The organism is Burkholderia sp. WSM2230 (assembly GCF_000472445.1).
Taxonomy (GTDB): domain Bacteria; phylum Pseudomonadota; class Gammaproteobacteria; order Burkholderiales; family Burkholderiaceae; genus Paraburkholderia.
In genome coordinates, this window is sequence record NZ_AXAJ01000008.1 from 81,983 (window position 1) to 104,441 (window position 22,459).

The 22,459-nt window shown below is 66.0% G+C and carries 17 protein-coding genes; 9 read left to right on the forward strand and 8 right to left on the reverse strand.

Annotated features, from left to right (window positions below; genetic code table 11):
* Positions 1-448 precede the first annotated feature (448 nt).
* Together A3AC_RS0117150 and A3AC_RS0117155 are read left to right on the forward strand one after the other, a co-directional pair.
* Positions 449-1,843 (forward strand): sigma-54 dependent transcriptional regulator, encoded by a 1,395-nt coding sequence (locus A3AC_RS0117150; protein WP_025600338.1) that lies wholly within the window; start codon positions 449-451, stop codon positions 1,841-1,843.
* Between the two features lie 270 nt (positions 1,844-2,113).
* Positions 2,114-3,085, forward strand: a complete 972-nt coding sequence (locus A3AC_RS0117155) for a thymidylate synthase (RefSeq protein WP_025600340.1) — start codon at positions 2,114-2,116, stop codon at positions 3,083-3,085.
* A 90-nt stretch (positions 3,086-3,175) separates the two neighbouring features.
* Here A3AC_RS0117155 and A3AC_RS0117160 read toward each other — a convergent pair whose 3' ends face one another.
* Both A3AC_RS0117160 and A3AC_RS0117165 read right to left on the reverse strand, forming a co-directional pair.
* Positions 3,176-5,812, reverse strand: coding sequence for a DUF6600 domain-containing protein (locus A3AC_RS0117160; protein ID WP_025600341.1), 2,637 nt, complete (start codon positions 5,810-5,812; stop codon positions 3,176-3,178).
* Positions 5,813-5,983: 171 nt separating this feature from the next.
* Positions 5,984-6,697 (reverse strand): ArsR/SmtB family transcription factor, encoded by a 714-nt coding sequence (locus tag A3AC_RS0117165; RefSeq protein ID WP_025600343.1) that lies wholly within the window; start codon positions 6,695-6,697, stop codon positions 5,984-5,986.
* Positions 6,698-7,125: 428 nt separating this feature from the next.
* Between A3AC_RS0117165 and A3AC_RS31185 the strand changes: the two genes are divergently transcribed.
* From A3AC_RS31185 to A3AC_RS0117185, 4 genes are all read left to right on the forward strand, one after another.
* Positions 7,126-7,257, forward strand: coding sequence for a hypothetical protein (locus tag A3AC_RS31185; protein WP_269664706.1), 132 nt, complete (start codon positions 7,126-7,128; stop codon positions 7,255-7,257).
* A gap of 235 nt (positions 7,258-7,492) precedes the next feature.
* Complete coding sequence (locus A3AC_RS0117175; protein ID WP_025600344.1) at positions 7,493-8,770, forward strand: MFS transporter; 1,278 nt, start codon at positions 7,493-7,495, stop codon at positions 8,768-8,770.
* Positions 8,770-10,122 (forward strand): GlxA family transcriptional regulator, encoded by a 1,353-nt coding sequence (locus A3AC_RS0117180; RefSeq protein WP_025600345.1) that lies wholly within the window; start codon positions 8,770-8,772, stop codon positions 10,120-10,122. The genes A3AC_RS0117175 and A3AC_RS0117180 overlap by 1 nt, the downstream gene beginning before the upstream one ends.
* 138 nt (positions 10,123-10,260) lie before the next feature.
* Positions 10,261-10,767, forward strand: coding sequence for an acyl-CoA thioesterase (locus A3AC_RS0117185; RefSeq protein ID WP_025600346.1), 507 nt, complete (start codon positions 10,261-10,263; stop codon positions 10,765-10,767).
* Positions 10,768-10,940: 173 nt separating this feature from the next.
* Here A3AC_RS0117185 and fumC read toward each other — a convergent pair whose 3' ends face one another.
* The 5 genes from fumC to A3AC_RS0117210 all read right to left on the reverse strand — a co-directional run bounded on the left by fumC (position 10,941) and on the right by A3AC_RS0117210 (position 17,760).
* The gene (gene fumC / locus A3AC_RS0117190; protein ID WP_025600348.1) at positions 10,941-12,341 is read right to left on the reverse strand and encodes a class II fumarate hydratase; all 1,401 of its coding nucleotides are present in this window, start codon (positions 12,339-12,341) and stop codon (positions 10,941-10,943) included.
* A 13-nt stretch (positions 12,342-12,354) separates the two neighbouring features.
* Positions 12,355-13,971, reverse strand: coding sequence for a phospholipase D family protein (locus A3AC_RS0117195; protein ID WP_051361646.1), 1,617 nt, complete (start codon positions 13,969-13,971; stop codon positions 12,355-12,357).
* A 417-nt stretch (positions 13,972-14,388) separates the two neighbouring features.
* Positions 14,389-15,348, reverse strand: a complete 960-nt coding sequence (panS, locus tag A3AC_RS0117200; protein ID WP_025600351.1) for a ketopantoate/pantoate/pantothenate transporter PanS — start codon at positions 15,346-15,348, stop codon at positions 14,389-14,391.
* Positions 15,349-15,857: 509 nt separating this feature from the next.
* Positions 15,858-17,270: an MATE family efflux transporter gene (locus A3AC_RS0117205; RefSeq protein WP_025600352.1), complete on the reverse strand. Its 1,413-nt coding sequence runs from the start codon at positions 17,268-17,270 to the stop codon at positions 15,858-15,860.
* 271 nt (positions 17,271-17,541) lie between these two features.
* A complete protein-coding gene (locus A3AC_RS0117210; RefSeq protein WP_025600354.1) occupies positions 17,542-17,760 on the reverse strand; it encodes an RNA-binding S4 domain-containing protein in 219 nt (72 codons plus the stop codon).
* Positions 17,761-18,084: 324 nt separating this feature from the next.
* On the opposite strand from A3AC_RS0117210, the gene A3AC_RS0117215 reads away from it, so the two are divergent.
* The 3 genes from A3AC_RS0117215 (at position 18,085) to A3AC_RS0117225 (ending at position 21,595) form a co-directional block, all read left to right on the forward strand.
* Positions 18,085-18,570 carry a hypothetical protein gene (locus tag A3AC_RS0117215; protein ID WP_025600356.1) on the forward strand — a complete coding sequence of 162 codons (486 nt, stop codon included), beginning with the start codon at positions 18,085-18,087 and terminating at the stop codon, positions 18,568-18,570.
* Positions 18,571-18,672: 102 nt separating this feature from the next.
* Positions 18,673-18,954, forward strand: a complete 282-nt coding sequence (locus A3AC_RS0117220) for a hypothetical protein (RefSeq protein WP_025600357.1) — start codon at positions 18,673-18,675, stop codon at positions 18,952-18,954.
* A gap of 487 nt (positions 18,955-19,441) precedes the next feature.
* Positions 19,442-21,595: an ATP-dependent helicase gene (locus A3AC_RS0117225; protein WP_025600358.1), complete on the forward strand. Its 2,154-nt coding sequence runs from the start codon at positions 19,442-19,444 to the stop codon at positions 21,593-21,595.
* A 76-nt stretch (positions 21,596-21,671) separates the two neighbouring features.
* Here A3AC_RS0117225 and A3AC_RS0117230 read toward each other — a convergent pair whose 3' ends face one another.
* On the reverse strand, positions 21,672-22,436 hold the full coding sequence (locus tag A3AC_RS0117230) for a DUF4088 family protein (RefSeq protein WP_025600360.1): 765 nt from the start codon (positions 22,434-22,436) through the stop codon (positions 21,672-21,674).
* Between the last annotated feature and the right edge of the window lie 23 nt (positions 22,437-22,459).

Sequence of the window (22,459 nt, forward strand, 5' to 3'; positions counted from 1 at the left end):
CGCAATCCAATTAAAAGAATCGGCTGGAAACGTTTCATGTCTGAAACGGCGAGAAGGAAATACCTATAAAGCGGTAATTGGAACGGTACGAACTACCTGTGCGGCTACGTATGAGAAAAGCGCGACCTCAATTCGTTATTCGTAAGCTGATTACTTATTTATCGACCGGCGCGCCTTGCTGGGCAAGGGCAGGCGGATTAAATTCGCATAATTGTTTTCCAAGCGGCGCGCGTATAGTAAGCTCTCGGAAAAGAGCTCCAAATTTAAAAAAGCCCGCTAACGGGCCGTCTCAAACACACACGCCGCTTTCTGGGGATCAGCTGTCCGCACGGAATGGAATGGCCGTTCGGTTTTTGCTATTTGCGAATCCCGAATGTGCCAGCGTGTCTGAATTGCGGTTCAGGTGCGTGCATCATCCTTAACGTTCGTTGACGAGAGGATCTGAATAATGGAACCCGCAACGCGGCAACTGATTTACGTTTCGCGCGAGCCGAGCGCGGAGCTGAACACCCGCTTCCACCAGCGCGGCTGGCATGTGGAAGTGGTGGGATCGGCGCGCGACGCGCGCCGGGCCGTACGCGCCGGGTCGGCAGCGGGTGGCCTGCTCGATCTGTCCAGTCATTTCCAGCCGCATGAAATCGCCGCTTTCGAATCCTGCCTGACCATGCCCAACGTCGGCTGGGTCGCCGCAACCATGCCTGGTCAACTTCAGGACGCGGCGCTGCGCCGGCTCGTGCGCGATTATTGTTTCGACTATGTGACGGTGCCTTATTCCGGCGACCGGATCGTCGACTCCGTCGGTCATGCGTACGGCATGATTTCGCTAGGCGAACCGGCGTCCAACGACGCCTCGCAGGGCGCCGAAGGCGAAATGGTCGGCTCGTGCGACGCCATGCTCGCGCTCTTCCGCTCGATCCGCAAAGTCGCGATGACGGACGCGCCGGTCTTCATCTCCGGCGAATCGGGCACCGGCAAGGAACTCACGGCAGTCGCGATTCACGAACGCTCGGCGCGGCGCAACGCGCCGTTCGTGCCGATCAACTGCGGCGCCATCCCGCCGCACCTGCTGCAGTCCGAACTGTTCGGCTACGAACGCGGCGCCTTCACCGGCGCGAACCAGCGCAAGATCGGCCGGGTGGAAGCGGCCAACGGCGGCACGCTTTTCCTCGACGAAATCGGCGACCTGCCGCTGGAAAGCCAGGCGAGCCTGCTGCGCTTCCTGCAGGAGCGCAAGGTCGAGCGGCTGGGCGGCCATAGCGCGATCGACGTCGACGTGCGGATCATTTCCGCGACGCACGTGGACATGACGGCCGCAATGATCGAAGGACGTTTCCGCTCCGATCTGTATCACCGCCTGTGCGTGCTGCAGATCGACGAACCGCCGCTGCGCGCCCGGGGCAAGGACATCGAGCTGCTTGCCCGTCACATGCTGGAACGTTTCAAGAAAGACGCAAGCCGGCGGCTGCGCGGTTTCGCGCCGGACGCCATCGCGGCTCTGCACAATTACGGCTGGCCGGGCAACGTGCGCGAGCTCATCAACCGCGTGCGGCGGGCGATCGTAATGTCAGAAGGACGCGCGATCACGGCGCGCGATCTCGAACTGGCCGAGTATGTCGAGATCGTCCCGGTGTCGCTCGCGCAGGCGCGCGAAGCCGCCGAGCGTCAGGCCATTGAACTTGCGCTGTTGCGTCATCGCGGCCGTCTTGGCGACGCGGCGCAGGAGCTCGGCATTTCGCGCGTCACGCTGTACCGTCTGCTCTGCTCGCATGGCATGCGTCATATGGAAAGCGAGCCGCTTTCGTCGTCGCATGGCAGCCTGCCGGCGTCGGTGCCGCATCTCTGACGGGCGGCGCCGCGCGGTTGTGCAGGCCGTCCCGGTGACTCGAACAGCCGGGCGGTTGCAATCGGCGGCTGGCGCGCGCGGTTTCCCGCTGCGTCGTATGCTGGTTCCCGGCTGGCCAACGCCCACGTCTTCCGCATATTGCGCGTAGCGTGTGCGTCGGCGCCGGAGGGCCGCGCTTGGTAAAATCGGGTTTTCCGCTCAATCTCGCGGTGCGCTGCCTGCAGCTTGTCCTGTAGCTTGCGTAGGCGCGCGCCGGTCGAAGGAACCCGCATGAAACAATACCTGGACCTCGTCCGCACGATTCTCGACACTGGCACGTGGCAGGAGAATCGCACCGGCATTCGCACGATCAGCATGCCGGGCGCCATGTTGCGCTTCGATCTCCAGCAGGGTTTCCCGGCGGTTACGACGAAAAAACTCGCGTTCAAATCGGCCGTCGGCGAACTCGTCGGCTTCCTGCGCGCGTCGCGCAGCGCGGCCGATTTCCGCGACCTCGGCTGCAAGGTGTGGGACGCGAACGCGAATCAGAATCCGCAGTGGCTCGCCAACCCGTATCGCGAGGGTCCGGACGATCTCGGCGACGTATACGGCGTGCAATGGCGCCAGTGGCCGGCCTACAAGGTGCTGGACGCCGCTGCGAGCGCCCAGCTTGCCGACGCGAGCGCGCGAGGCTTCCATGTCATCACCGAATTCGAAGAAAACGGCAGCCGCAAGGTGCTGCTGTACAAGGCCATCGATCAGCTGCGCCAGTGCCTCGACACGATCATGCAGAACCCGTCGGACCGGCGCATTCTGTTTCATGCGTGGAACCCGGCGGTGCTGGACCAGATCGCGTTGCCGGCTTGTCATCTGCTGTATCAGTTCCTGCCGAACGTCGCGCGTCGCGAGATTTCGCTGTGCCTGTACATTCGCAGCAACGACGTCGGGCTCGGCACGCCGTTCAATCTCACCGAGGGCGCCGCATTGCTGCATCTGGTCGGCCGCCTGACGGGTTATACGCCGCGCTGGTTCATCTACTTTATCGGCGACGCGCACATCTACGAGAATCAGCTGGACATGCTGCAGCAGCAGCTCACGCGCGAGCCTTATGAAAGCCCCACGCTGGCCATTTCCGACCGCGTGCCGGACTACGCGAAGACCGGCGTCTATGAGCCGGAATGGCTGGAGAAGATCGAGCCGTCGGATTTTTCGCTGGTCGGCTACCGGCATCATGAGCCGCTGACAGCGCCAATGGCCGTTTGATGCGCGCGATATGAAAAGCCCCCGCGATGCGAGTCGCGGGGGCTTTTGCTTATGCCGGCGAGTGCAGGCGGTGTCTGAGACGAGACGCCGTTAGCCGCGATGATGCTCGTCGTGGCCACCGCCCGAATGCTGTTCGCCGTGCTGCGGCTGGGGCTGAGGGCGGGGCTGCTGCGCCTGCGGCTGCGGACGCGGCTCGGGACGCGGCTGCATCTGCTGTGGATGGAACTCCGGACGGGGCTGTTGTTGCGCTTGCGGCTGAGGACGCGGTTCCGGTCGCGGCTGCATCTGCTGCGGATGAAACTCAGGACGGGGCTGCTGCTCCACCTGTGGCCGAGGACGCGGCTCTGGACGCGGCTGCATCTGCTGCGGATGAACCTCGGCACGAGCCTGCTGCTGCACCCGCGCGTCGGGGCCCGGCTGTGCCTGCTGTGAGCGCATTTGCTGCCGGGGCAGTTCCTGAGGCTGCGCCTGAACCTGCTGGCGCGGCAACTGTTGAACCTGCGGCCGCTCGACTGCTTGCGGCTGATACGCCTGCTGCGCCCGTTGCCCCGGCTGGTGCCCTTGAGCCTGCACCGCTCGCGGCTGCTGTGCCAGCGCCGGATTTTCCACGGGATGTGGCACCTCGCGCTGGCGCATCGCTGCATTCGCGTCCGCGCCAGCTGCTTGTCCGGCACCCGGCGCCGCCTTCTGCGATCCTTCACTGCCTTGCAGCCGGCCCGGCTGCGCTTGCTGCGCCATGGGCGTATGCGGCTGGGTCCACACGGGCTCGTGGCGGCCATCTGCCGCCGCTTGCTGAGCCGTACCGTGTTGCTGTGCGAAGCCTGGCGCATTGCCTCCGTTCTGACGCGGCGGACGCGGCACGCCGTTCGACGGTGCGCGCGCCGTGCCGGGCTGCGGCCCGTGCGCCTGTTCAAGCATGCCGGGCCGCGCCTGCTGCATGTCCGGATGCTGCGGTTGTCCTATGGTAGGCGCCTCGCCCGGACCGGGTCCGGCTTGTTGGGCGCGATTCATGACGCCTGGCGCGGCCCGTCCGCCGGGCTCCGGCTGAGGCACCGGCGCGCCCGCTGCCGCGCCGGGCATGCGGCCTGGAAGATGCGATTGCACCACCCGCACGTTCTGCACTGGCGACGCACCGGGTCCGCCGGCGAAGTGTGCCGGCACCGACGTCCGCACGATCGGCTGCCCCGCGCCAGGCACGCGGCCACCGCTTTGCGCGAAACGCTGGGCGAGGCCGTCGCGATAGGCGGGCGGCAATGACGGACTGCGCGTGGCCACCACCGGACGCGTCATGACCTGCGCTGGCGGCCGGTAATTCGCGTTGCGCTGGCCGGGTCCGAAACTCTCGCGCACCGGCGCGATGCCCGGCGCACCCGGGTTGATGCGGGCGTTGCGCCACTGTGCCGGATCCACCCTCTGCGCAAAGCGTCCGACTGGCTGTCCGTGCACGAAAGCCGTCGCCGGCACCGCGGTCACGGCTCGCGGCGCCCGATAGTTGATGTACGTGTTGTGGACGTTGGTGATGTTGTAGTTGTTGACGACCGTCGTCTGATTGACGCGTTCGTAGTAGCGCGGGCTCCAGTTGTCGCGGCCGCCCCATTGCGGATGCCACCGTTCCCCGGGGCCGAGCGGGAACCACGCGACGCCCGCCGCCAACGCGCCGCCGATCGCCAGATTCACGCCCCAGTCGACCCCGCCGCCGCCGCCGACAAACGCCACCAACGCCGGCGCATAGACCGGCGGCGCGTTCACCACGACGGGGCCGGGCACCCAGGCCCAGGAATCGTCGACATAAGCCCAGCGGCCATAGTGGTAGGGCGCGAAGCCCCACGGCGCGTCGTCGACCCAGGTCCAGCCCCACGGCGCCTGCCATACCCAGTGGCCGTCATGGTAGGGCGCCCAGCCGGCGGGCGTCGCGCGCGGCATCCACACTTCGCCGTACTGCGCGCTGCTGCGCCATGTGCCGTTGGCGTCGAGGTCTTGGTAACCCGGGATTTCGCGCGAGACATACCGTGCCGACACCGAGCGGTCCTCGGCGGCGTCGCGGCTCGCGGTCCATTGATCGAAGGCGTCAGGGCCCGGTGCGCCGTTCCCGGCGAGCGTCTGTAGACCGGTGCCGGCAAAGCGCATCGACTGTCCTGCGGCGATCGGCATCTGAGTGCCGTCGCCGTAAGCCGTCGCGCTGCCGCTGCGTACCGTGACGGTGGTGCTGCTGCCGTCCGGCGCGACGTCGACGCGATAGTCGCCCGGCCCGTTCAGCCCGAGCGCGAGGTTAGGCGTGTCGATCTCATACGACGAACCCGGCGGCAGTTCCCGCACATGCGCCGACAGCGTGCCTTGCGCGACCTTGAGTTGTGCGCTGTTGTCGTCGAGATTGAGCAGGTCGAGGCTGGTGGACTGGCCGAGCCGCACGGCCGTCGAGCCGATATGCAGTTCGGAGCGTGCGTTCTGATCGTTCCACAACTGGTCGCCGGTGGTGAGCGGCCGGTTGATCTGGGCGTACGACCAGTCGGCGGCGCCTGCGGGCTCCGTCGTCACGGTTCCGGCCATGTAGTTCAGACGCGCGACGCGTCCCGGCGGATCCGTGTTCTGCGTGGCCACGCCTTGCGGCGCGGGGACGGCCTGCTGCGCGAGCGCGCACTGAGTCGCGAACAGAAGCGCCGCCGTGGCGATCAGCGTGTAGCCAACCGGGCGATGTCCTGACGGTAAGCGTGGGGTTATGGCTCTCATGTCTTGTGCTCCGACGGACGCATGAAGATGCGGTGTCCGTGAATCACTCTACCCGCGCCGCCTGTTTCAAGGCCCCCACATTTGTAAGGCCGGCTCGCCAGCGGTAACAAAAGGTCTCGATGGGCTTCGTCAGACTCTTCCACGCGGCTTGCCGTTACTTCGCCGCCTCGCTCACTGCGCCAGAAACGCGTCGAAATGCCGATGACCCGCCGGCGTGATCCGCAGAATACGCGGCCGCTCGGTTCGCTCGACCCAGCCGCGAGCCGCCCACGACTCCAGCAACGCCGCGCCGAGCGCGCCGCCGAGATGCGGGCGGCGCTCGCTCCAGTCGGGACAGGTGCAGGCGAAGCGGCGCCGGCGGCTGCGCTGCGCCGACAGGTCGATGCCCCAGTCGGTAAAGCGGGCAGCGCCTTCCGGCGTGGCTTCGAGCGATGTGCCTTGCAGGCTCAGCAGCCCGCGCTCGACGAGCCGCTCGAACACTCGCACGGACAATTCCCCGGCCATGTGGTCGTAGCAGGTGCGCGCGTAGCGCATTTCGGTTGGCACGGTGCGCGCGGGGCGCGGCGTCGGACGTTGCGGCGCGCTGACTTGCGCGACGTTGGCGAGCGCTTCTATGGACGCCGCGATATCCGCCGACGCAATGCGGAAGTATCGATGCCGCCCGCGCACTTCGAGCGCGAGCAGGCCGCCCTCGGTCAGACGCGCGAGATGGGCGCTGGCCGCCGACGGCGACAGTCCCGCGATCATCGTCAATTCACCGGCGGGGCGGGCGCTGCCGTCCATCAGCGCCCACAGCATGGCTGCGCGGCCGGGATCCGCGAGCAGCGCGCCGATCCGGCTCAGGCCGGGAAAGTGATTGTGTTCGTCTGCGAGGATGGCGGACATAGGGCACTCCATGGTCAGTCGAGTCTGCGCTGCGCGGGCCGCGCAAAGCGTGATGCAGTCACTGTACGCGGCGCGTTCACTCGATGTTTCAGCTTAGCGTGAACGGTCGATTGCGGCCGCTACGAAAATCCGGCTTGGTCAGCCAACGCCGCTGACTGCCAGGGGGACAGTTCAACAGACAGGGTGGCAGGCCCACGGACCGTCGGTCTGACAGCCCAGCAGCGAAGCAGGCCGGGAGCCCGGGAGCTCGGGAGTCCAACAGCCCACGAGCCCACCAGCCCACCAGCCCACGAGCCCTGCGAGCCCCGCGAGCCCCGCGAGCCCGCGAGCCCCACCGGCCCGCCAGCCCAGCCCAACAGCCATCCGCTTGCGCGAGCGCGCGCGCCGCCAGGCTAGAATCGACGCCTGTCTTTGCAGGAAACGCAGTTATGAAAATTGTATTGGCCTTGGTGGCGTCGATCATGTTGCTGGGTGCATGCGCGCAGGGCGGCGCGGCGTCCGGCGGCGGCAGCGTGACGATGTACGGCACGATCGACGAAGGCATTACTTTCCACAAGTAACGGATCGGCTGGCCGCAGCAGGCTTCCGCGGTTCCGGTGTGGCTGAAATGGCAGTAAGTGATGCATCATTGTCATGACTGCCACGCGCGGACATGTGACGATGGGGTTTTCGTCATTCATGCCACCCGGTCAGGCGGCTGGAAAGGCGGCTGCGGCCGCTTTAGCCGCCATAACCGCGGTGACCGCAGCGACCGCAGTGACCGCCAAAGCCCATTCCGCCGCCCGGGACCGATCCATGCCGCTTGCCACTTCTGCCAGCCCGACCAGCACAGCCTCGACGTTCCCAGACCAGCCAGCAAACCTGCGCGGCCCCGATCCACACGGCCGCCGCGCGGCACGCGTACTGGCTGTTTGCCAGGCGTTGTACACGTCGTCGGTGTCGATCGATCTCACGCTGACGGGTCTGGTCGGCTACACGCTCGCTGACGACAAAGCGCTCGCCACACTGCCTTTCTCGCTGATCACCGTGGCCGCCGCGCTCACGACCATCTTCGCGTCCTTCCTGATGGCGCGCATTGGCCGCCGCGCCGGTTTCGTTCTCGGAGCGGGTGTCGGCGCGCTGGGCGGCGCGGTGTCGGTATGGGCGATCTTTCACCACGACTTCTGGGCTTTTTGCGCGGGGACCGCGACGGTCGGCGTGTTCCAGGCGTTCGCGCAGTACTACCGGCTCGCCGCCGCCGACGCCGTCGGACTCGACGCCAAGAGCCGCGCTATCTCGACGGTGCTCACCGGCGGCGTGGTCGCCGCCGTGTGTGGGCCGCTGCTCGCCGCGTGGAGCAAGGACTGGCTCGCGCCGGTGGCGTTCGCGGGCTCGTATGCGCTCGTGACCGGGCTCGGGCTCGCGTCGATAGTGCTGCTGATGCTGCTTTATCGCGACATCGCGCCCGCGCCCGCCGCGGCGACGCCCCATGACGCCGCGCGGCCCCTCGGGGAGATCGTGCGTCAGCCGATCTTCGCGGCGGCGCTCGCCAACAATGCGCTCGGCTATGCCGTCATGATGTTCGTGATGACCGCGACGCCGATTGCGGCGGTCGCATGTGGACACAGCATCGGCGACGGTGCGGCGATCATTCAGTGGCATCTGGTCGGCATGTTCGCGCCGTCGCTGTTTTCTGCCCGGCTCATCAAGCGCTTTGGCGTGTTGCCGGTGATTGGTGCGGGCATTGTGCTGTCGGCTCTGTGCGGCGTTTTCGCGCTGCGTTCGACGGATCTTCCGCATTTCTATGCCGCGCTCGCGTGTCTCGGTGTCGGCTGGAACTTCATGTTCGTCGGCGGCTCGACGCTGCTCGCGCAATCGTACCGGCCGTCCGAACGCGCCAAGACTCAGGCCACCAGCGAATTCACGACCTTTGCGTGTTCCGCGCTCGGTTCGCTGTTCGCCGGGCAATTGCTGACGCGCTTCGGTTGGGCGACGATCAATGCGGCTATCTTTCCGCTGCTCGGTGTAGCGGCGCTTGCCACACTGGCCTACGCGCGCGCGTCGAAGCGCCGCGCGGCCCCGGGAGTCGCGTGATGGGCGTGCGTCATGTCGTGTTCGCCGTCGCGCCCGATCTCGTGCTGCTCGACGCATGCGGCCCGCTGGAGGCTTTCTGGCGCGCGGAATTGGCTATGGCTGAGGGCGGCGGTCATGGGCAGGATCATGGCCATGGCCATGGCCACGGCCACGGCCCCGGCCACGGCAAGGGCCACGGCCACGGCCACGGCAAGGGCAACGGCACCGGCACCGGCACCGGCACCGGCACCAGCACCAGCACCAGCACCAGCACCAGCACCAGCACCAGCACCAGCACCAGCACCGGCAGCGCCAGCGCCAGCGCGGGTACCGGCAATCGCACCGGCACGGGCAACACCAACAGCAACACCCATAGCGCGTTGTCGACGCCAGCGTCGCCACCTACGCGCCCTGTAGCCTACCGCACGACGATTGCGTCCATCGACGGCGGCGTTCTTCAGACGTTCCCCGGCTTGCCGGTCGTCACGGAACGGCTCGATTCGCTCGACGCCGAGCCGATCGACACGCTGATCGTCCCCGGCGTTCCCATCGACCCGCACTGCACGCTGCAGCCCGAACTGGTCGCATGGATCCGGCGCAACGCGCCGCGCGCCCGCCGTGTGTGTTCGGTGTGTACGGGCGCGTTTTACCTGGCGGCAGCCGGACTGCTCGACGGCCGGCGTGCGACCACGCATTGGCGCGAAGCGGCGCAACTCGCGCGCCGCTTTCCGAATGTGCAGGTGGATGCCGATCCGATTTTCATCCGCGACGCCGGCGCTGGCGCCGGCGCAGCCGGCAGCGCAAGCCAGCATCACGGCGTCATCTGGACCTCCGCGGGCGTGACCGCGGGGATCGATCTCGCGCTTGCGCTGATCGAAGAAGACCTGGGTCATGCAGTTGCGATGCAGGCTGCGCGGCGGCTCGTCGTCTTCATGAAGCGGCCCGGCGGGCAGTCGCAGTTCAGCGCGGCGCTGGCGGCGCAGGCGTCGGCGGGCGGGCCGTTCGAAGCCTTGCATAGCTGGATGGCCGCGCATCTGCGGGAAGATCTGACGGTCGAGCGGCTTGCCGAGCGCGCGCGGATGACGCCGCGCACTTTCGCGCGCCGCTACGTCGACGAAGTGGGGCGCACGCCGGCCAAAACCGTGTCGGCGCTGCGTCTCGAAGCAGCTTCGCAGGCGCTGGCCGAATCGCGCCGGCCTCTCAAGCGGATCGCACTCGACTGCGGTTTCGGCAGCGAGCAGAACTTGCGGCGCGCGTTCGTGCGGCGCTTCGGCGTGCTGCCGCTCGAGTATCGGGAACGCTTCATGTCGGCGATGACGCCGCCGGCGCGCGGCGTCATCGCCGCGGACGGCATCGGCTTCGAAGCGGGCTGAATGCTTCGGCGGCTGCGAGGACGGTTGCAGTTGACCTACGGCGGCCAGCCGCGGCACGCGACCGATAAGTGCCCACGCTGTCAATATTGCCCTCGTATAATCGCCTCCTTTCAATGCATCCGATTGACCGGAGTCAAGATGAGCAGCCATCCCTCAGCGCCGCTGGACCGTTCCGAAACCACATTTCGTTTTCTCGCCGAACCCAGCTCGGTTAACTTCGGCGGCAAGGTGCACGGCGGCGCGCTGATGAAATGGATCGACGAAACCGCGTATGCGTGCGCGGCCGTATGGTCGGGGCGTTATTGCGTGACGGTGAGCGTTGGCAATATCCGTTTTCGTCGGCCGATTCTGGTCGGCAATCTCGTCGAACTGCGCGCACGCGTCGTGGCGACGGGGCGCACCAGCATGCACATTCACGTGTCGGTGCAGGCCGGCGACCCGAAGGGCGGCGAGCTGCTGCAGACCACGGATTGCCTCGTCGTGATGGTCGCCGTCAACGAGAACGGCCACCCGGTGCAGGTGCCGTCGTTCATGCCGGAAACCGACGAGCAGAAGCGCCTCGCCAGGTACGCGATGGACGTGAAAGAAGCGCTCGACGCCATCGTTGAACTCAAGCCTGAAGAAGTGGCGCAGGGCAAGATCTGAGAAACGAAGCGTGCCGGCGGTGAGCGCCAGGCTGCGAGGCTGCGGCTCGCTAACCGCAGTTCAAGCCCCGCAGTTCAAAACCCGCAGTTCAAAGCCCGCAGCCCCAACCCGGGCGACTCGCCCCAGACTCGCCCCGAGCCGCCCAACACCAGGCGCCCATCACCAGGCGCCCATCACGGCGCCGAGTGCCCCACCATATCCCCCGGCCGCACCCATTCGTCAAATTGCTGCCCGGTCACATGGCCGAGCGCGAGCGCGGCGGCTTTCAGCGTGGTGCCTTCCTTATGCGCCTTCTTCGCGATCTGCGCGGCCTTGTCATAGCCGATGTGCGGATTGAGCGCCGTCACGAGCATCAGCGACTCGTTGAGCAGCGTGTCGATCCGCTCGCGATTCGGCTCGATGCCGACCGCGCAGTTCTCGTTGAAACTATGCGCGCCGTCAGTCAGCAGACGGATGGATTGCAGCACGTTGTGCGCGATCATCGGGCGGAACACGTTCAGTTCGAAGTTGCCGCTCGCGCCGCCGATGTTCACCGCGACGTCGTTGCCGAACACCTGCGCGCAGAGCATCGTCAAGGCTTCGGACTGCGTCGGGTTGACCTTGCCCGGCATGATCGAGCTGCCGGGCTCGTTCTCCGGAATGGACAGCTCGCCAAGCCCGCAGCGCGGGCCGCTCGCGAGCCAGCGGATGTCGTTCGCGATCTTGTTCAGGCTCGCGGCCACCGTCTTCAGCGCGCCGTGCGCGAACACGAGCGCGTCGGCGGCGGCCATCACCTCGAACTTGTTGGCCGCCGAAACGAACGGCACGCCGGTCAGCTGCGCAATCGCCGCCGCGACTTTCTGCGCGAACTGCGGATGCGCGTTCAGGCCGGTGCCCACTGCCGTGCCGCCCTGAGCCAGTTCATACAGATGCGGCAACGCCGATTCGACATGACGGATGCCCTGGTCGAGCTGCGCCACATAGCCCGAAAACTCCTGGCCGAGCGTGAGCGGCGTAGCGTCCTGCAAATGCGTGCGGCCGATCTTGACGATGTCGGCGAACGCTTTAGCCTTGCCGTCGAGCGTATCGCGCAGCGTCTTCAACGCGGGCAGCAGATGCTTGACGATGCCATGCGCGGCGGCCACGTGCATGGCCGTAGGAAACACGTCGTTCGACGATTGCCCGCGATTCACGTCGTCGTTCGGATGGACTTTGCGCGCCTCGCCGCGCTCGCCGCCGAGCAGCTCGCTCGCGCGATTCGCGATCACCTCGTTCAGGTTCATATTGGTCTGCGTACCGGAGCCGGTCTGCCAGACCGCGAGCGGAAATTCTTCGGCATGCTTGCCGTCGATGATCTCGTCGGCTGCCTGCATGATCGCGCGCGCCTTGCTTTCGTCGAGCATGCCGAGGCCCAGATTCACCTCGGCCGCGGCGCGCTTGATGACGGCGAGCGCGGTGATCAGTTCGGGCGACTGCTTCTCGGTGGAAATGCGGAAGTTCTGCAGCGAGCGCTGCGTTTGCGCGCCCCACAGGCGGGCATTCGGCACGGTGATTTCACCGAACGTGTCGCGCTCCATTCGTACGTCTTCAGTCATGTTCAGCTCCGCGTTAAAGTTCTGCGTTGACCGGCAATAGGGAGAATAGCCCGGTTAGCGCATTCCGGTATAACCCCGCCTGCGGGTCGAAAATGTACGTGCGGGGCGCGCCGTTCTCCACATCCGTCCACACGAGCGGCGACAGCGGCGCGCCGATCGAACGCAGGTAGGCGAGTTGGGCGTCGTCGGCCAGTGTGACGCGATAGCTTTGTTCGGGACGGATCGCGCGTTCGAAGCCGTCGGCGACCTGCGACGCGAGTTGCGGACTGTGGATCACGAGCGCGAGTTCAGTATTCAGATGCGCCGAGCGCGGATCGAGATTCATCGACCCGATCACGAGAATGCGGCGGTCGATTACATAGGTCTTCGCATGCAGGCTCGCGCGCGATCGCGACCCGGCGAAGCCCGCCGGCGGCGTTTCCTGGCGTGGCCGGAATTCATATAGTTCGACGCCCTGCCTGAGCAGCGGCACGCGAAACGGACTGTAGCCGGCCTGCACGGCGACTGCATCGGTGGCGGCAAGCGAATTCGTCAGGATAGCTACACGCACGCCACGGTGAGTGAGTTCGCCGAGCGCCTTGACGCCCGCATCGTGTGGGACGAAGTAGGGCGACACGATCAGGAAATCCTTGTGCGCGTCCTTCATCAGTTCGCCCAGCCGTTTCATGGGCGGACTGACGTAATCCGGCGACGGGTTCTCGATTTTCTCCGGCTGATCCGCCTCGAACTCCGCTTGCGCCCATGTCAGGCCGAGCTGCCTGCCGGCGATCTGTGCGGCGAGCGGCGTGGCGTTCAACGGCTTCGCGTTGTATGGGTCGGCATTCGTGCGCCAGTGGTGGCGAAGATCGTCGCGCGTCTGGTCGAGCTCCTGCGGGGCGAATTTCTGCTTGTTCAGGGCGCGCAGCGGATACGCGAGACTGCTGTTCCAGTAGTCGTCGAAGCTTGCGGAGACATCGGCGGTGATCGGGCCGGCGGCGAGCACGTCGATGTCGCGGAACTGCAGCACCTCGCTTGCGCTGAAGTATTCGTCGCCGAGATTGCGGCCGCCGACAATCGCCAACTGGTTATCCGCGATCATCGCCTTGTTGTGCATGCGGCGCGTGAAGTGGCCGATCTGCGTAAACAGATTCGTGGTGCGTTCGAACACGCCCTCGTGCGCGCTGCCGAACGGATTGAAGACGCGAATCTCGATGTTCTGATGCGAATTGAGGCCCGCCATGAGGCGGTCGATGTCCTTGAAATTCAGGTCGTCGACCAGCATGCGCACGCGCACGCCGTGATCCGCTGCGTAGAGCGCCGCGCCGAGCAGCAGCTTGCCGGTGGTGTCCTCGTTGGCGATGTAGTACTGCATGTCGAGCGTTTTCGTCGCCGCGCGGGCGAGTGCGATGCGCATCTGCAAGGCATCGGTCCCGCTCGAGAGCACGCGAAAACCCGACTCGCCAGGATGAGCGGCTTCGAGCGGCAGGAGCGCTGTGCGAAGCGGCGTGGTCGTGGTGGCGGGCAGCGCGTGAGTGACCGGGCGGTCGAACGCGGTGGCGGGCGGCCTGGTTGCGCACGCGGTCAGAAATGCCGACGCGCAACACAGCAGGAACAAATGTCTGGCGGAACCGATTGCGCGCTTGCGCTGCATTGCGGTCTGCTTTTGTTGTGAATGCCACTGCACGCTTCTTCCCCTTTGTTGTTCAGGCTTTTCGTGCGGCGGCGCGGTGACTGGACGCACGCTGCCGGGAAATCCATTCTAAGGGGAATCGCGCCGCCGGGCTGTGCACCGCTGCACGAAGCGGGGCCTGCGGTCGGTAAGATCAGGCGGCGCTTATCGAGCGTGGTCCGCTGGCGGTGAAGGAGGTCGGCGGCGATGGCCGATGTGCTGGCGATCGCCGAGAGTCGAAGGCGGGTGACGCGCCGGACGTGTCCGGTGTACGGTGTTCGCCAGGCGCTCGCGGTTAGTCGAAGCTTCGTCGCGCAATGGCCTCTGTGCGTCGGGCGGGTTCGGCGTTCAGCAGGCGATAGCCGTTAGCCGAACCGTGGTTGGCGCGGCCGCAGCGCGTCAAACCCGCTCTGCGTCGACCACGCGTTCGCCGTCGGCATGCGTCGAGCCTCGCGCCGGACGTCCTGCCCAGAAGCCGGCCAGCAGCGAGCCCGACAGGTTGTGCCACACCGAAAACAACGCGCCCGGCAACGCGGCGATCGGCGTGAAGTAGAGTTTGCCGAGCGTCGCCGCGAGGCCCGAATTCTGCATGCCGACTTCGATGGCGAGCGTGCGGCAGACAGCCTCGTCGAAACCGAGCAGGCGGCCGCCCCAATAACCGCCGAGCAGACCGATGCCGTTATGCAGCACCACGCCGAGCATCACGACGAGGCCGACCGATGCAATGCTCTTTTGCGTGCCGCCCACCACCGCGCCGATGATCAGCAGAATCGCGACCATCGACACCAGCGGCAGCACGGGCTCGACCTTGCGAACCGCCTTGCCGAACAGATGGTTCACGACCAGACCGACCACAATCGGCAGCGCGACGATTTGCAGAATGCTCATCAACATGCCGTGGACGTCGACGGCGATCGAGGCATCCACGTAAAGGCGCGTGAGCAGCGGCGTTGCGAATACGCCGACGAGAGTGGACAACGCGCTGATCGTGACGGAGAGCGCGACGTCGCCGCGCGCCAGATAAATCATCACGTTCGACGCGGTGCCGCTCGCCACGCTGCCGACCAGCACCATGCCGGCGGTCAGATCGGGCGGCATGCGCAACGCCTTCGCAATCACCCAGGCGGCGAGCGGCATCACGAGGTAATGCAGCACAATGCCCGCGATCACCGGCGCGGGCCGCGTGAAGACGCGCTGAAAGTCCGCGACGGATAGCGTGACGCCCATCGCCAGCATGATGATGGTCAAAAGCGTGGTGACGTGCGGCGCAATGCCGGCAAACGAAGCTGGTGAAAAATACGCGGCCACTGAGATGAGCACGGCCCAAAGCGGAAAGAGACGGGTGATGCGGGCAAGCATGAGGTGAGGTCCCTGGTTATGTCTTGTCGTGAGAAGCGAGGGCGTAGCGCCAACGAGCGCCGAGGCTTGAGCGCGCGACGGTCTGCGCAGCATTAGCGCGTTACGGATGTCAGCGGGCGCGTCAGCCGCCTGTACAGCGCTTGTGCGTCGCGGCGGTTGCTGTGGGTTCTGGCAAGAGAAGGGCAGTGCGTCAGCGGATGGCGGACTTGCCTGCGGCGCAGTCCTTTGTGGGGCGCGCGAGCGGATTTCAGCGCAGCGGTGCGCGCTTGTGCGACTCACCGCGCGACTCGCGCTGAAAACACGGCATTTTACAGTTAGGGCGCCGGGCGTGCTGAGCGGCTCGTTGCGCGTGCAACCAGTTTGCGCTCAGCGCTCAGCAGATGAAGGTGTAAGCGTTCGGTGCGGTACGTTAAGGCGGCTCGCCGCGGCAGCTACGCCGATTGCGTATGGCTGGCTCCCGCTTGTCCTCGCGTTTCGCCGCTCGACTGAACCCGCTCACTCTCCGCGCTTCAGACCGATGCAGCGGGCGGCGCATCCGCCGTCGCGGGCACGCGTCGCAGGCTCAGTTTGTGAAAGCGCAGCGTCATCAGCAAAGCGACGCTTGCGAGGCCTGCCGCGAGTCCCCACCACAATCCGCGAGCGCCGAGCCCAAAATGAAACGCGAGCGTGTAACCGGTCGGAAAGCCGATTACCCAGTAACCGAAGGCGGCCGCGATCATGGGTATGCGGGTGTCTTTCAGGCCGCGCAGGCAACCGGAGCCCACAGTCTGCATACCGTCGACGATCTGGAAAATGGCCGCCACGCCGAGCAGCGAACTGGCGAGCGCGACGGTCGCGGCGTTCGCCGGATCGTCCAGATGTAGGTACAGGCCGACAATCCAGTGCGGCGCCGCGATCAGCACGATGCCCGACAGCGTCATGAAGCCGACGCCGAGCGCGAGCGCGACAAAGCCCGCGTGACGGGCGGCGAGCGGTTGCCCCGCGCCGGACCAGAAGCCGACTCGCACATTGGCCGCCTGGCCGATCGCGAGCGGCACCATGAACGCCACCGACGCGACGTTCAACGCAATCTGATGCGCGGCCAGTTGCGACTCGCCGAGCAGACCGACCATCAGGCCGGTCGCCAGAAACAGTGTGGACTCGACGCCGTACGTGATCGCGACGGGCCAGCCGATGCCGAACAGTTCGCCCATCAGCGGCACATTGGGGCGCGTGGCGACCACGAAGTGGCGGTAGCGCGGCCGCAGGTGCAGCAGCGCCATCAGCACGAGCGCCGTGAGCCAGACGGTGATGGAAGTCGCGGCGGCCGAGCCGAGAAAGCCGAGCCGCGGCAGGCCGTAGGCGCCGTGGATCAGTCCGTAGTTCAGAAAGCCGTTCACGCCGACGCTCGCGATCGACACCCACAGAAGCCGCCGCGCCGCGCCGATTGCGGGCAGAAACGAGCGCATCAGCCCCACGCCGATCAGGCTGGCGGGCGCGCCCCAGCGCAGCACCGCCGCATATTCGCCGACGTTGTGCGCAAGCAGCGCGGGTTCGCCGAACGCCAGCAGGATCGGCGCAGCAAACGACAGCAGCACGAACGCCGGCAGCGAGAGCAGCACCGAGAGCATGAAACCGGTCCAGTAGATATGCGGCACGCGGCTTTCGTCCTGCGCGCCGCGCGCATGCGAAACGCTCACGCTGACGGATGTCAGCACGCCCTGCAGCAGCGTCACGACGACGAAAAACAGGTTCGCGCCGAGGCCGCCGGCCGCGAGCGCGTCAGGGCCGAGCGAACCGAGCAGGATCGTGTCGGTGACGCTCATCGCCATTTGCGACAGTTGCGCGATGGCAAGCGGCGCGGCGAGCCGCGCGGTGTCGGCGGCGTGGCGCGAGAGAGTCGGCGGGCGGGCGGCGGCACGGGTGAAGCCGGATTGAGTCATGGAGCGTGCGTGTTATGCGTATGGGAGACGGCGGGTGCGGCCACAGCGGCTTTCGACTGCAGGGCTTTGGCGGCGGCTTTGGCTACAGCTGCAAAGGTGGCGCCAGGCGGCGTCACGCCTCGCGCGCTGGAACCGGCCCCCGCCGTGCCACTCAATCGCCCTGCGTGGCGAAGCTAGCAGCTTATTGTGTAGCCGCTGCAATGTCGATGGACAACGCACGTTTTTGGTGCGCCGCTCGCCTGCGGATTCTCGTGGTCCCAGCCGCGCCGTCTCACGCTTCGTGGACAGCGATCCGCGTGTCGCCGAGCAGCACCACCTGACCCGCGCGGATCTTGCACGTTTTACGCGTTTCGACGCGGCCATCGACGGTCACCGCACCGTCCGCGACCATCATTTTTGCCTGGCCGCCACTTTCCGCGAGCCCCGTAATCTTCAGCAGATTGTGGAGTTCGACGTAGTCGCCGGTCAGCATGAAATCAAGGTTGGGCATGGGCTTTGCACTTTCAGGCCAGGGGTTCGCATCATAAGCCACAAGCTTGCCCTGAAGAAGACGCGTTGTCCCGGGCCCGCATCGCCGTGAGCCAACGAGCGCATCGAAAGCAAATGCAAGTAGATGTTATGCGTTTGTCGGAAAGTGAAACGTTGCGTAACACCGGTCGCCGCGAAACGACTCGACTCGTAAAGTGGCTCTCAGCAGCAAAGCTTGCCGGCTCCAGTTCGGCTGTGAGCAGACCGGAAGGGTGCCCCGCACACCGCAGCGACTCGGTGCCGGAAGCTCCGCCCGCGCCACGACAACTTTAGAGAGGAAATAGCCATGACTAAGATTCGTACGCTCCTGATCGGTACCGCCATGACCGCTTTCTCGGCTGCCGCCGCAATGGCGCAGACCACGCAGCCCATCCAACCGGTGCAGCCGGCTGCGGGCGTGAACGCACAAGCGCAGATGCAGACGCAAGTGCAGACGCCGGGCGCCGATGTCGCGCCGGCAGCGCAGGGCGTCCAACCGGTGCAGCCCGTCACGCCGGCGCCGACCCGCCTGACCGCGCCGGGCTCGACGGACCCGCTGGTGCAAAAGCGCGAAGCCAACGCGAAGGCCAGTGCGGAGTATCGTGCGTCGAAGAAGGCGTCGAAGGCCGAGTTGAAGCAGCAGCAAAAGGCCGCCAAGTCCGAATACAAGGAGCAGGTGCGCGACGCGAAGATCAACATGAAGGCGGACAAGCAGGCCGCCAGCAACGAAATGAAGATGAACATGCAAGGTCAGGCCGGCGAGCAGACCGACGGCGGCGAGGTCAAGCACTAATCGCGTTCGAAGCCGGGCGCAGCGCGCCTGGCTTAGCTGGATTCACGCTCGGGCGGGACGCGCTCCCGCCTGGTTTTGAGCGCTTTGGCAAGGAGTTATCGCATGAAAAATAGTCAATCTACGAAGTCCGCGAAATTCGCCGTGAGCCGGCTCGGAGCGCTGTTGATTGCCGGTTGTCTGTCGTCGATTGCGTTCGCGCAGGCGAGCGATCCGGCCGCCGCGCCGGTCACGCATGCCGACAAGAAGGCCGCGAAACAGCAGGCAAAGGCCGACAAGAAGGCGGCTGTCGCCCAAGCCAAGGCCGATAAGGAAAAAACCGAGGCTCAGGCCGACGCTGACAAAGCCAACGCCGAAGCCAATCTGAAGGACGCCAAAAAGCAATAAATCGCTTGTTGGCTGGCGAGTCTGGGCTTTCTGAATGAGCAGGGAAGTCTGGTTGGATCGTCGAGGCCCGTTGCGCGCAGGCGAACGGGCCGTTGTTCTTTATGCGGCGGAGGGACTGGCGACGCGGAGTGAGAAGTGGCGACCGGGCCATGCCAGGGTTCGCGGGGCTTTGGGTGCTGGCGGTGCCCGAAGTGCCCCGGCTGTCGGCTTCGGTGCTCCGGGCTCCGGGCTTTGGGCGCTCCGTCTTTCAGCGTCTCCCGCGTCCTCCGCGCCCCAACGCCCAACGCCCCCAACGCCCCCAGCGCCCAACGCCCAACGCCCAACGCCCAACGCCCATCGCCCATCGCCCAGCGCCCAGCGCCCAGCGCCCAGCGCCCAGCGCCCAGCGCCCAGCGCCCCAAAAAAAGGGCGCTTGTGCGCCAACGTTGTATGGATATACAGTATGCGTCGCCATTCCCGATCCGTCCAACGCCTGCAAAAACCAACTGTGCTTCCCGTCGCCGAATCTCCGCCGCCATCCGACGCCAACGCCTGGCTCGCGAAGCTCAACATCGCGCAGCGGCAAGCCGTCGAACACGGCGCACAGACGCCTCATGCCCCGCCCGGCGCGCTGCTTGTAATCGCAGGCGCGGGTTCGGGCAAGACGAACACGCTCGCGCATCGTGTCGCTAATCTGGTCGTCAAAGGCGCGGATCCGCGCCGAATTCTGCTGCTCACGTTCTCGCGCCGGGCGGCGCAGGAAATGACGCGCCGTGTCACGCGCATCGCCACGGCGGCGCTCGGCACGCGCGCCGCGCTCGCGCAAGGACTAACGTGGGCGGGCACCTTCCATAGCGTCGGCGCGCGGTTGTTGCGCGAATACGCCGAACTCATTGGCCTCGCGCCCGCGTTCACGATCAACGACCGCGAGGATTCCGCCGACCTGATGAACCTCGTCCGCCACGAACTGGGGCTATCGGCGAAAGAGCGGCGCTTTCCGGCCAAGGGCGCCTGCTTCGCGATCTACTCGCGCGTTGTGAACACCGGCGCGTCGCTTGGCCAGGTTCTCAACAGCGCGTTTCCGTGGTGTCGCGAGTGGGAGGCCGATCTGCGCATGCTGTTCGCCGCTTACGTCGACGCGAAGCAGAAGCAAAGCGTGCTGGATTACGACGACTTGCTGCTCTACTGGTCGCATATGGCCGCCGAACCGGCCATTGCCGCGGACCTTTCGGCGCGCTTCGACCACGTGCTGGTCGACGAGTATCAGGACACCAATCGCCTGCAGGCGTCTATCCTGCTCGCGCTCAAGCCCGACGGGCGCGGCCTGACCGTAGTCGGCGACGACGCGCAGTCAATTTATTCGTTTCGCGGCGCCACGGTGCGCAATATTCTCGACTTCCCGGCGCAGTTCGATCCGCCTGCCACGCAGGTCACGCTCGAGCGCAATTACCGCTCGACGCAGCCGATTCTCGCCGCGTCGAATGCGGTGATCGAACTGGCCAGCGAGCGCTACACGAAGAACTTGTGGACCGACAAGGCGTCGGCGCAGCGCCCGCGTCTCGTGACTGTCGCGGACGAGGCGGACCAGGCGCGCTACGTCGTCGAACAGGTTCTCGAAGCGCGCGAGCAGGGGATGAAGCTGAAGTCGCAGGCGGTGCTGTTTCGCGCCGCGCACCACAGCGCCGCGCTCGAGATCGAACTCACGCGGCGCAATATTCCGTTCGTGAAGTTCGGCGGGCTCAAGTTTCTGGATTCCGTGCATGTGAAAGACGTGCTCGCGGTGCTGCGCTGGGCCGAGAATCCGCGCGACCGTGTGGCCGGTTTCCGTGTCATGCAACTGCTGCCGGGCGTCGGGCCGGCCACGGCCGCGAAGGTGCTCGACGGAATCGTCGCCCGCGTGGGCGCCGGTGATGTTGGCGGCGCAGGCATCAACCTGGCCGCCAACCCAGCCGCCAGCGTGCTCGCGGCCTTCGCACCACCGCCGCGCGCGCAGGAGGACTGGCATCCGTTCGTCAAGCTGATGTCGAGCGTGTACGGGCGCCAGACGCCGTGGCCCGCGGAATTCGAGATGGTGCGGCGCTGGTACGAGCCGCATCTCGCGCGCAATCACGAAGACGCCGCGATCCGCCATGCCGACGTCCTGCAGATGGAAAGCATCGCGGGCACCTATGCATCGCGCGAACGCTTCCTGACCGAACTCACGCTCGATCCGCCCGACGCCACCAGCGACGAGTCAGGCGTTCCGCTCATCGACGAAGACTATCTGATCCTGTCCACCATCCATTCGGCGAAGGGGCAGGAGTGGCGCAACGTATTCGTGCTGAATGGAGTGGACGGCTGCATTCCGTCCGACCTGGGCACCGGCAGCGAGGAGGAAATCGACGAGGAGCGCCGCCTGCTCTACGTAGCGATGACGCGCGCGAAGGAAGACCTGCATATCGTCGTGCCGCAGCGCTTTTACGTGCACAACCAGACGCACCTGGGCGACCGCCATGTATGGGCGTCGCGCACGCGCTTCATTCCCGCGCATCTGATGCCCCTGTTCGACGCCTATGCGTGGCCGCGCGTGGCCGTGCCGAGCGCGCCGACCGCCGCGGGACTGGCCGCCGCGGCGCAGGCAAAGCTGGAAATCGGCGCGAAGCTCAGGAAGATGTGGGACTAACCGGGGCTGGGCAAAAGGCGGCCCGGCGGCTGCCGGTCGGCCGGAAGCTAAAGGCGGGGCACCCGCGAGCCGTGGATCAGCGCGACTGACGTTGCTGCTGCGCAGTCGGACGCGGCGGGACGAAAAAGTTGCGCAGCCATGCGGCCATGCGCGAGAACACGTCGTACGGCTCTTCCACGAAAATTTCGGGTTTCAGCAGGCGCAGATATTCCATGATCTGTTGAGCTTCCTGCTTCTGGAACGAGCCGTGCGAAATGCCGAGCCGCAACAGCCCGCGCAGTTCGCCAAGCTTTTCGCGCGCCGTGCTGCCCACAGTCGTTTCGCAAGCCACCTTCGCCTCGTACACGCGCTGACGCAGCGATTCGACCAGCCGCCATGCCGGCGTCTGCATGATTTCTTCGAGCGCCTGGATGTCTTGCACCGCGCCCTTGATCTGCGCGGCGAGCGGGTCGACCAGCACGGCGTCGCCTTCGGCTTCCTTGACGATCGCCGCTGCCCAGTCGCGGCATTGCTTGGCCAGTTCTTCGGGCGTCCATTCGGAGCGCGCAGCGAAGCCGAAGCCGAATTCGCCCGCCTGCCGCATCAGGATCGCGACGACGTCGGGAAACTCCTTGTCCAGCGTGCGTTTCGCCCATGCATACTGGCCGCCCTGCAACATTCGCTGAACCGCGTGCTCCGTCAGCGGCACCATGTTGTCGAGCAGCTTGGCGCGCAAAAAGTCCTCGAACGACGGCGTCGCGAACTGCGGATCGAGCTTCAGCGATACGCGCAGAAAAGCGTCGAAATCCTTGCGCAGCGTCGCAATGGTCTCGTCTTTGAGCGTGAGGGTGATTTGACCCATGTGTGTTTCCCGTTTGGTCCTGC

Coding starts and splice junctions, on each gene's coding strand:
- A3AC_RS0117150 (WP_025600338.1), top strand. CDS start 449: ATGGAACCCGCAACGCGGCAACTGATTTACGTTTCGCGCGAGCCGAGC.
- A3AC_RS0117155 (WP_025600340.1), top strand. CDS start 2,114: ATGAAACAATACCTGGACCTCGTCCGCACGATTCTCGACACTGGCACG.
- A3AC_RS0117160 (WP_025600341.1), bottom strand. CDS start 5,812: ATGAGAGCCATAACCCCACGCTTACCGTCAGGACATCGCCCGGTTGGC.
- A3AC_RS0117165 (WP_025600343.1), bottom strand. CDS start 6,697: ATGTCCGCCATCCTCGCAGACGAACACAATCACTTTCCCGGCCTGAGC.
- A3AC_RS31185 (WP_269664706.1), top strand. CDS start 7,126: ATGAAAATTGTATTGGCCTTGGTGGCGTCGATCATGTTGCTGGGTGCA.
- A3AC_RS0117175 (WP_025600344.1), top strand. CDS start 7,493: ATGCCGCTTGCCACTTCTGCCAGCCCGACCAGCACAGCCTCGACGTTC.
- A3AC_RS0117180 (WP_025600345.1), top strand. CDS start 8,770: ATGGGCGTGCGTCATGTCGTGTTCGCCGTCGCGCCCGATCTCGTGCTG.
- A3AC_RS0117185 (WP_025600346.1), top strand. CDS start 10,261: ATGAGCAGCCATCCCTCAGCGCCGCTGGACCGTTCCGAAACCACATTT.
- fumC (WP_025600348.1), bottom strand. CDS start 12,341: ATGACTGAAGACGTACGAATGGAGCGCGACACGTTCGGTGAAATCACC.
- A3AC_RS0117195 (WP_051361646.1), bottom strand. CDS start 13,971: ATGCAGCGCAAGCGCGCAATCGGTTCCGCCAGACATTTGTTCCTGCTG.
- panS (WP_025600351.1), bottom strand. CDS start 15,348: ATGCTTGCCCGCATCACCCGTCTCTTTCCGCTTTGGGCCGTGCTCATC.
- A3AC_RS0117205 (WP_025600352.1), bottom strand. CDS start 17,270: ATGACTCAATCCGGCTTCACCCGTGCCGCCGCCCGCCCGCCGACTCTC.
- A3AC_RS0117210 (WP_025600354.1), bottom strand. CDS start 17,760: ATGCCCAACCTTGATTTCATGCTGACCGGCGACTACGTCGAACTCCAC.
- A3AC_RS0117215 (WP_025600356.1), top strand. CDS start 18,085: ATGACTAAGATTCGTACGCTCCTGATCGGTACCGCCATGACCGCTTTC.
- A3AC_RS0117220 (WP_025600357.1), top strand. CDS start 18,673: ATGAAAAATAGTCAATCTACGAAGTCCGCGAAATTCGCCGTGAGCCGG.
- A3AC_RS0117230 (WP_025600360.1), bottom strand. CDS start 22,436: ATGGGTCAAATCACCCTCACGCTCAAAGACGAGACCATTGCGACGCTG.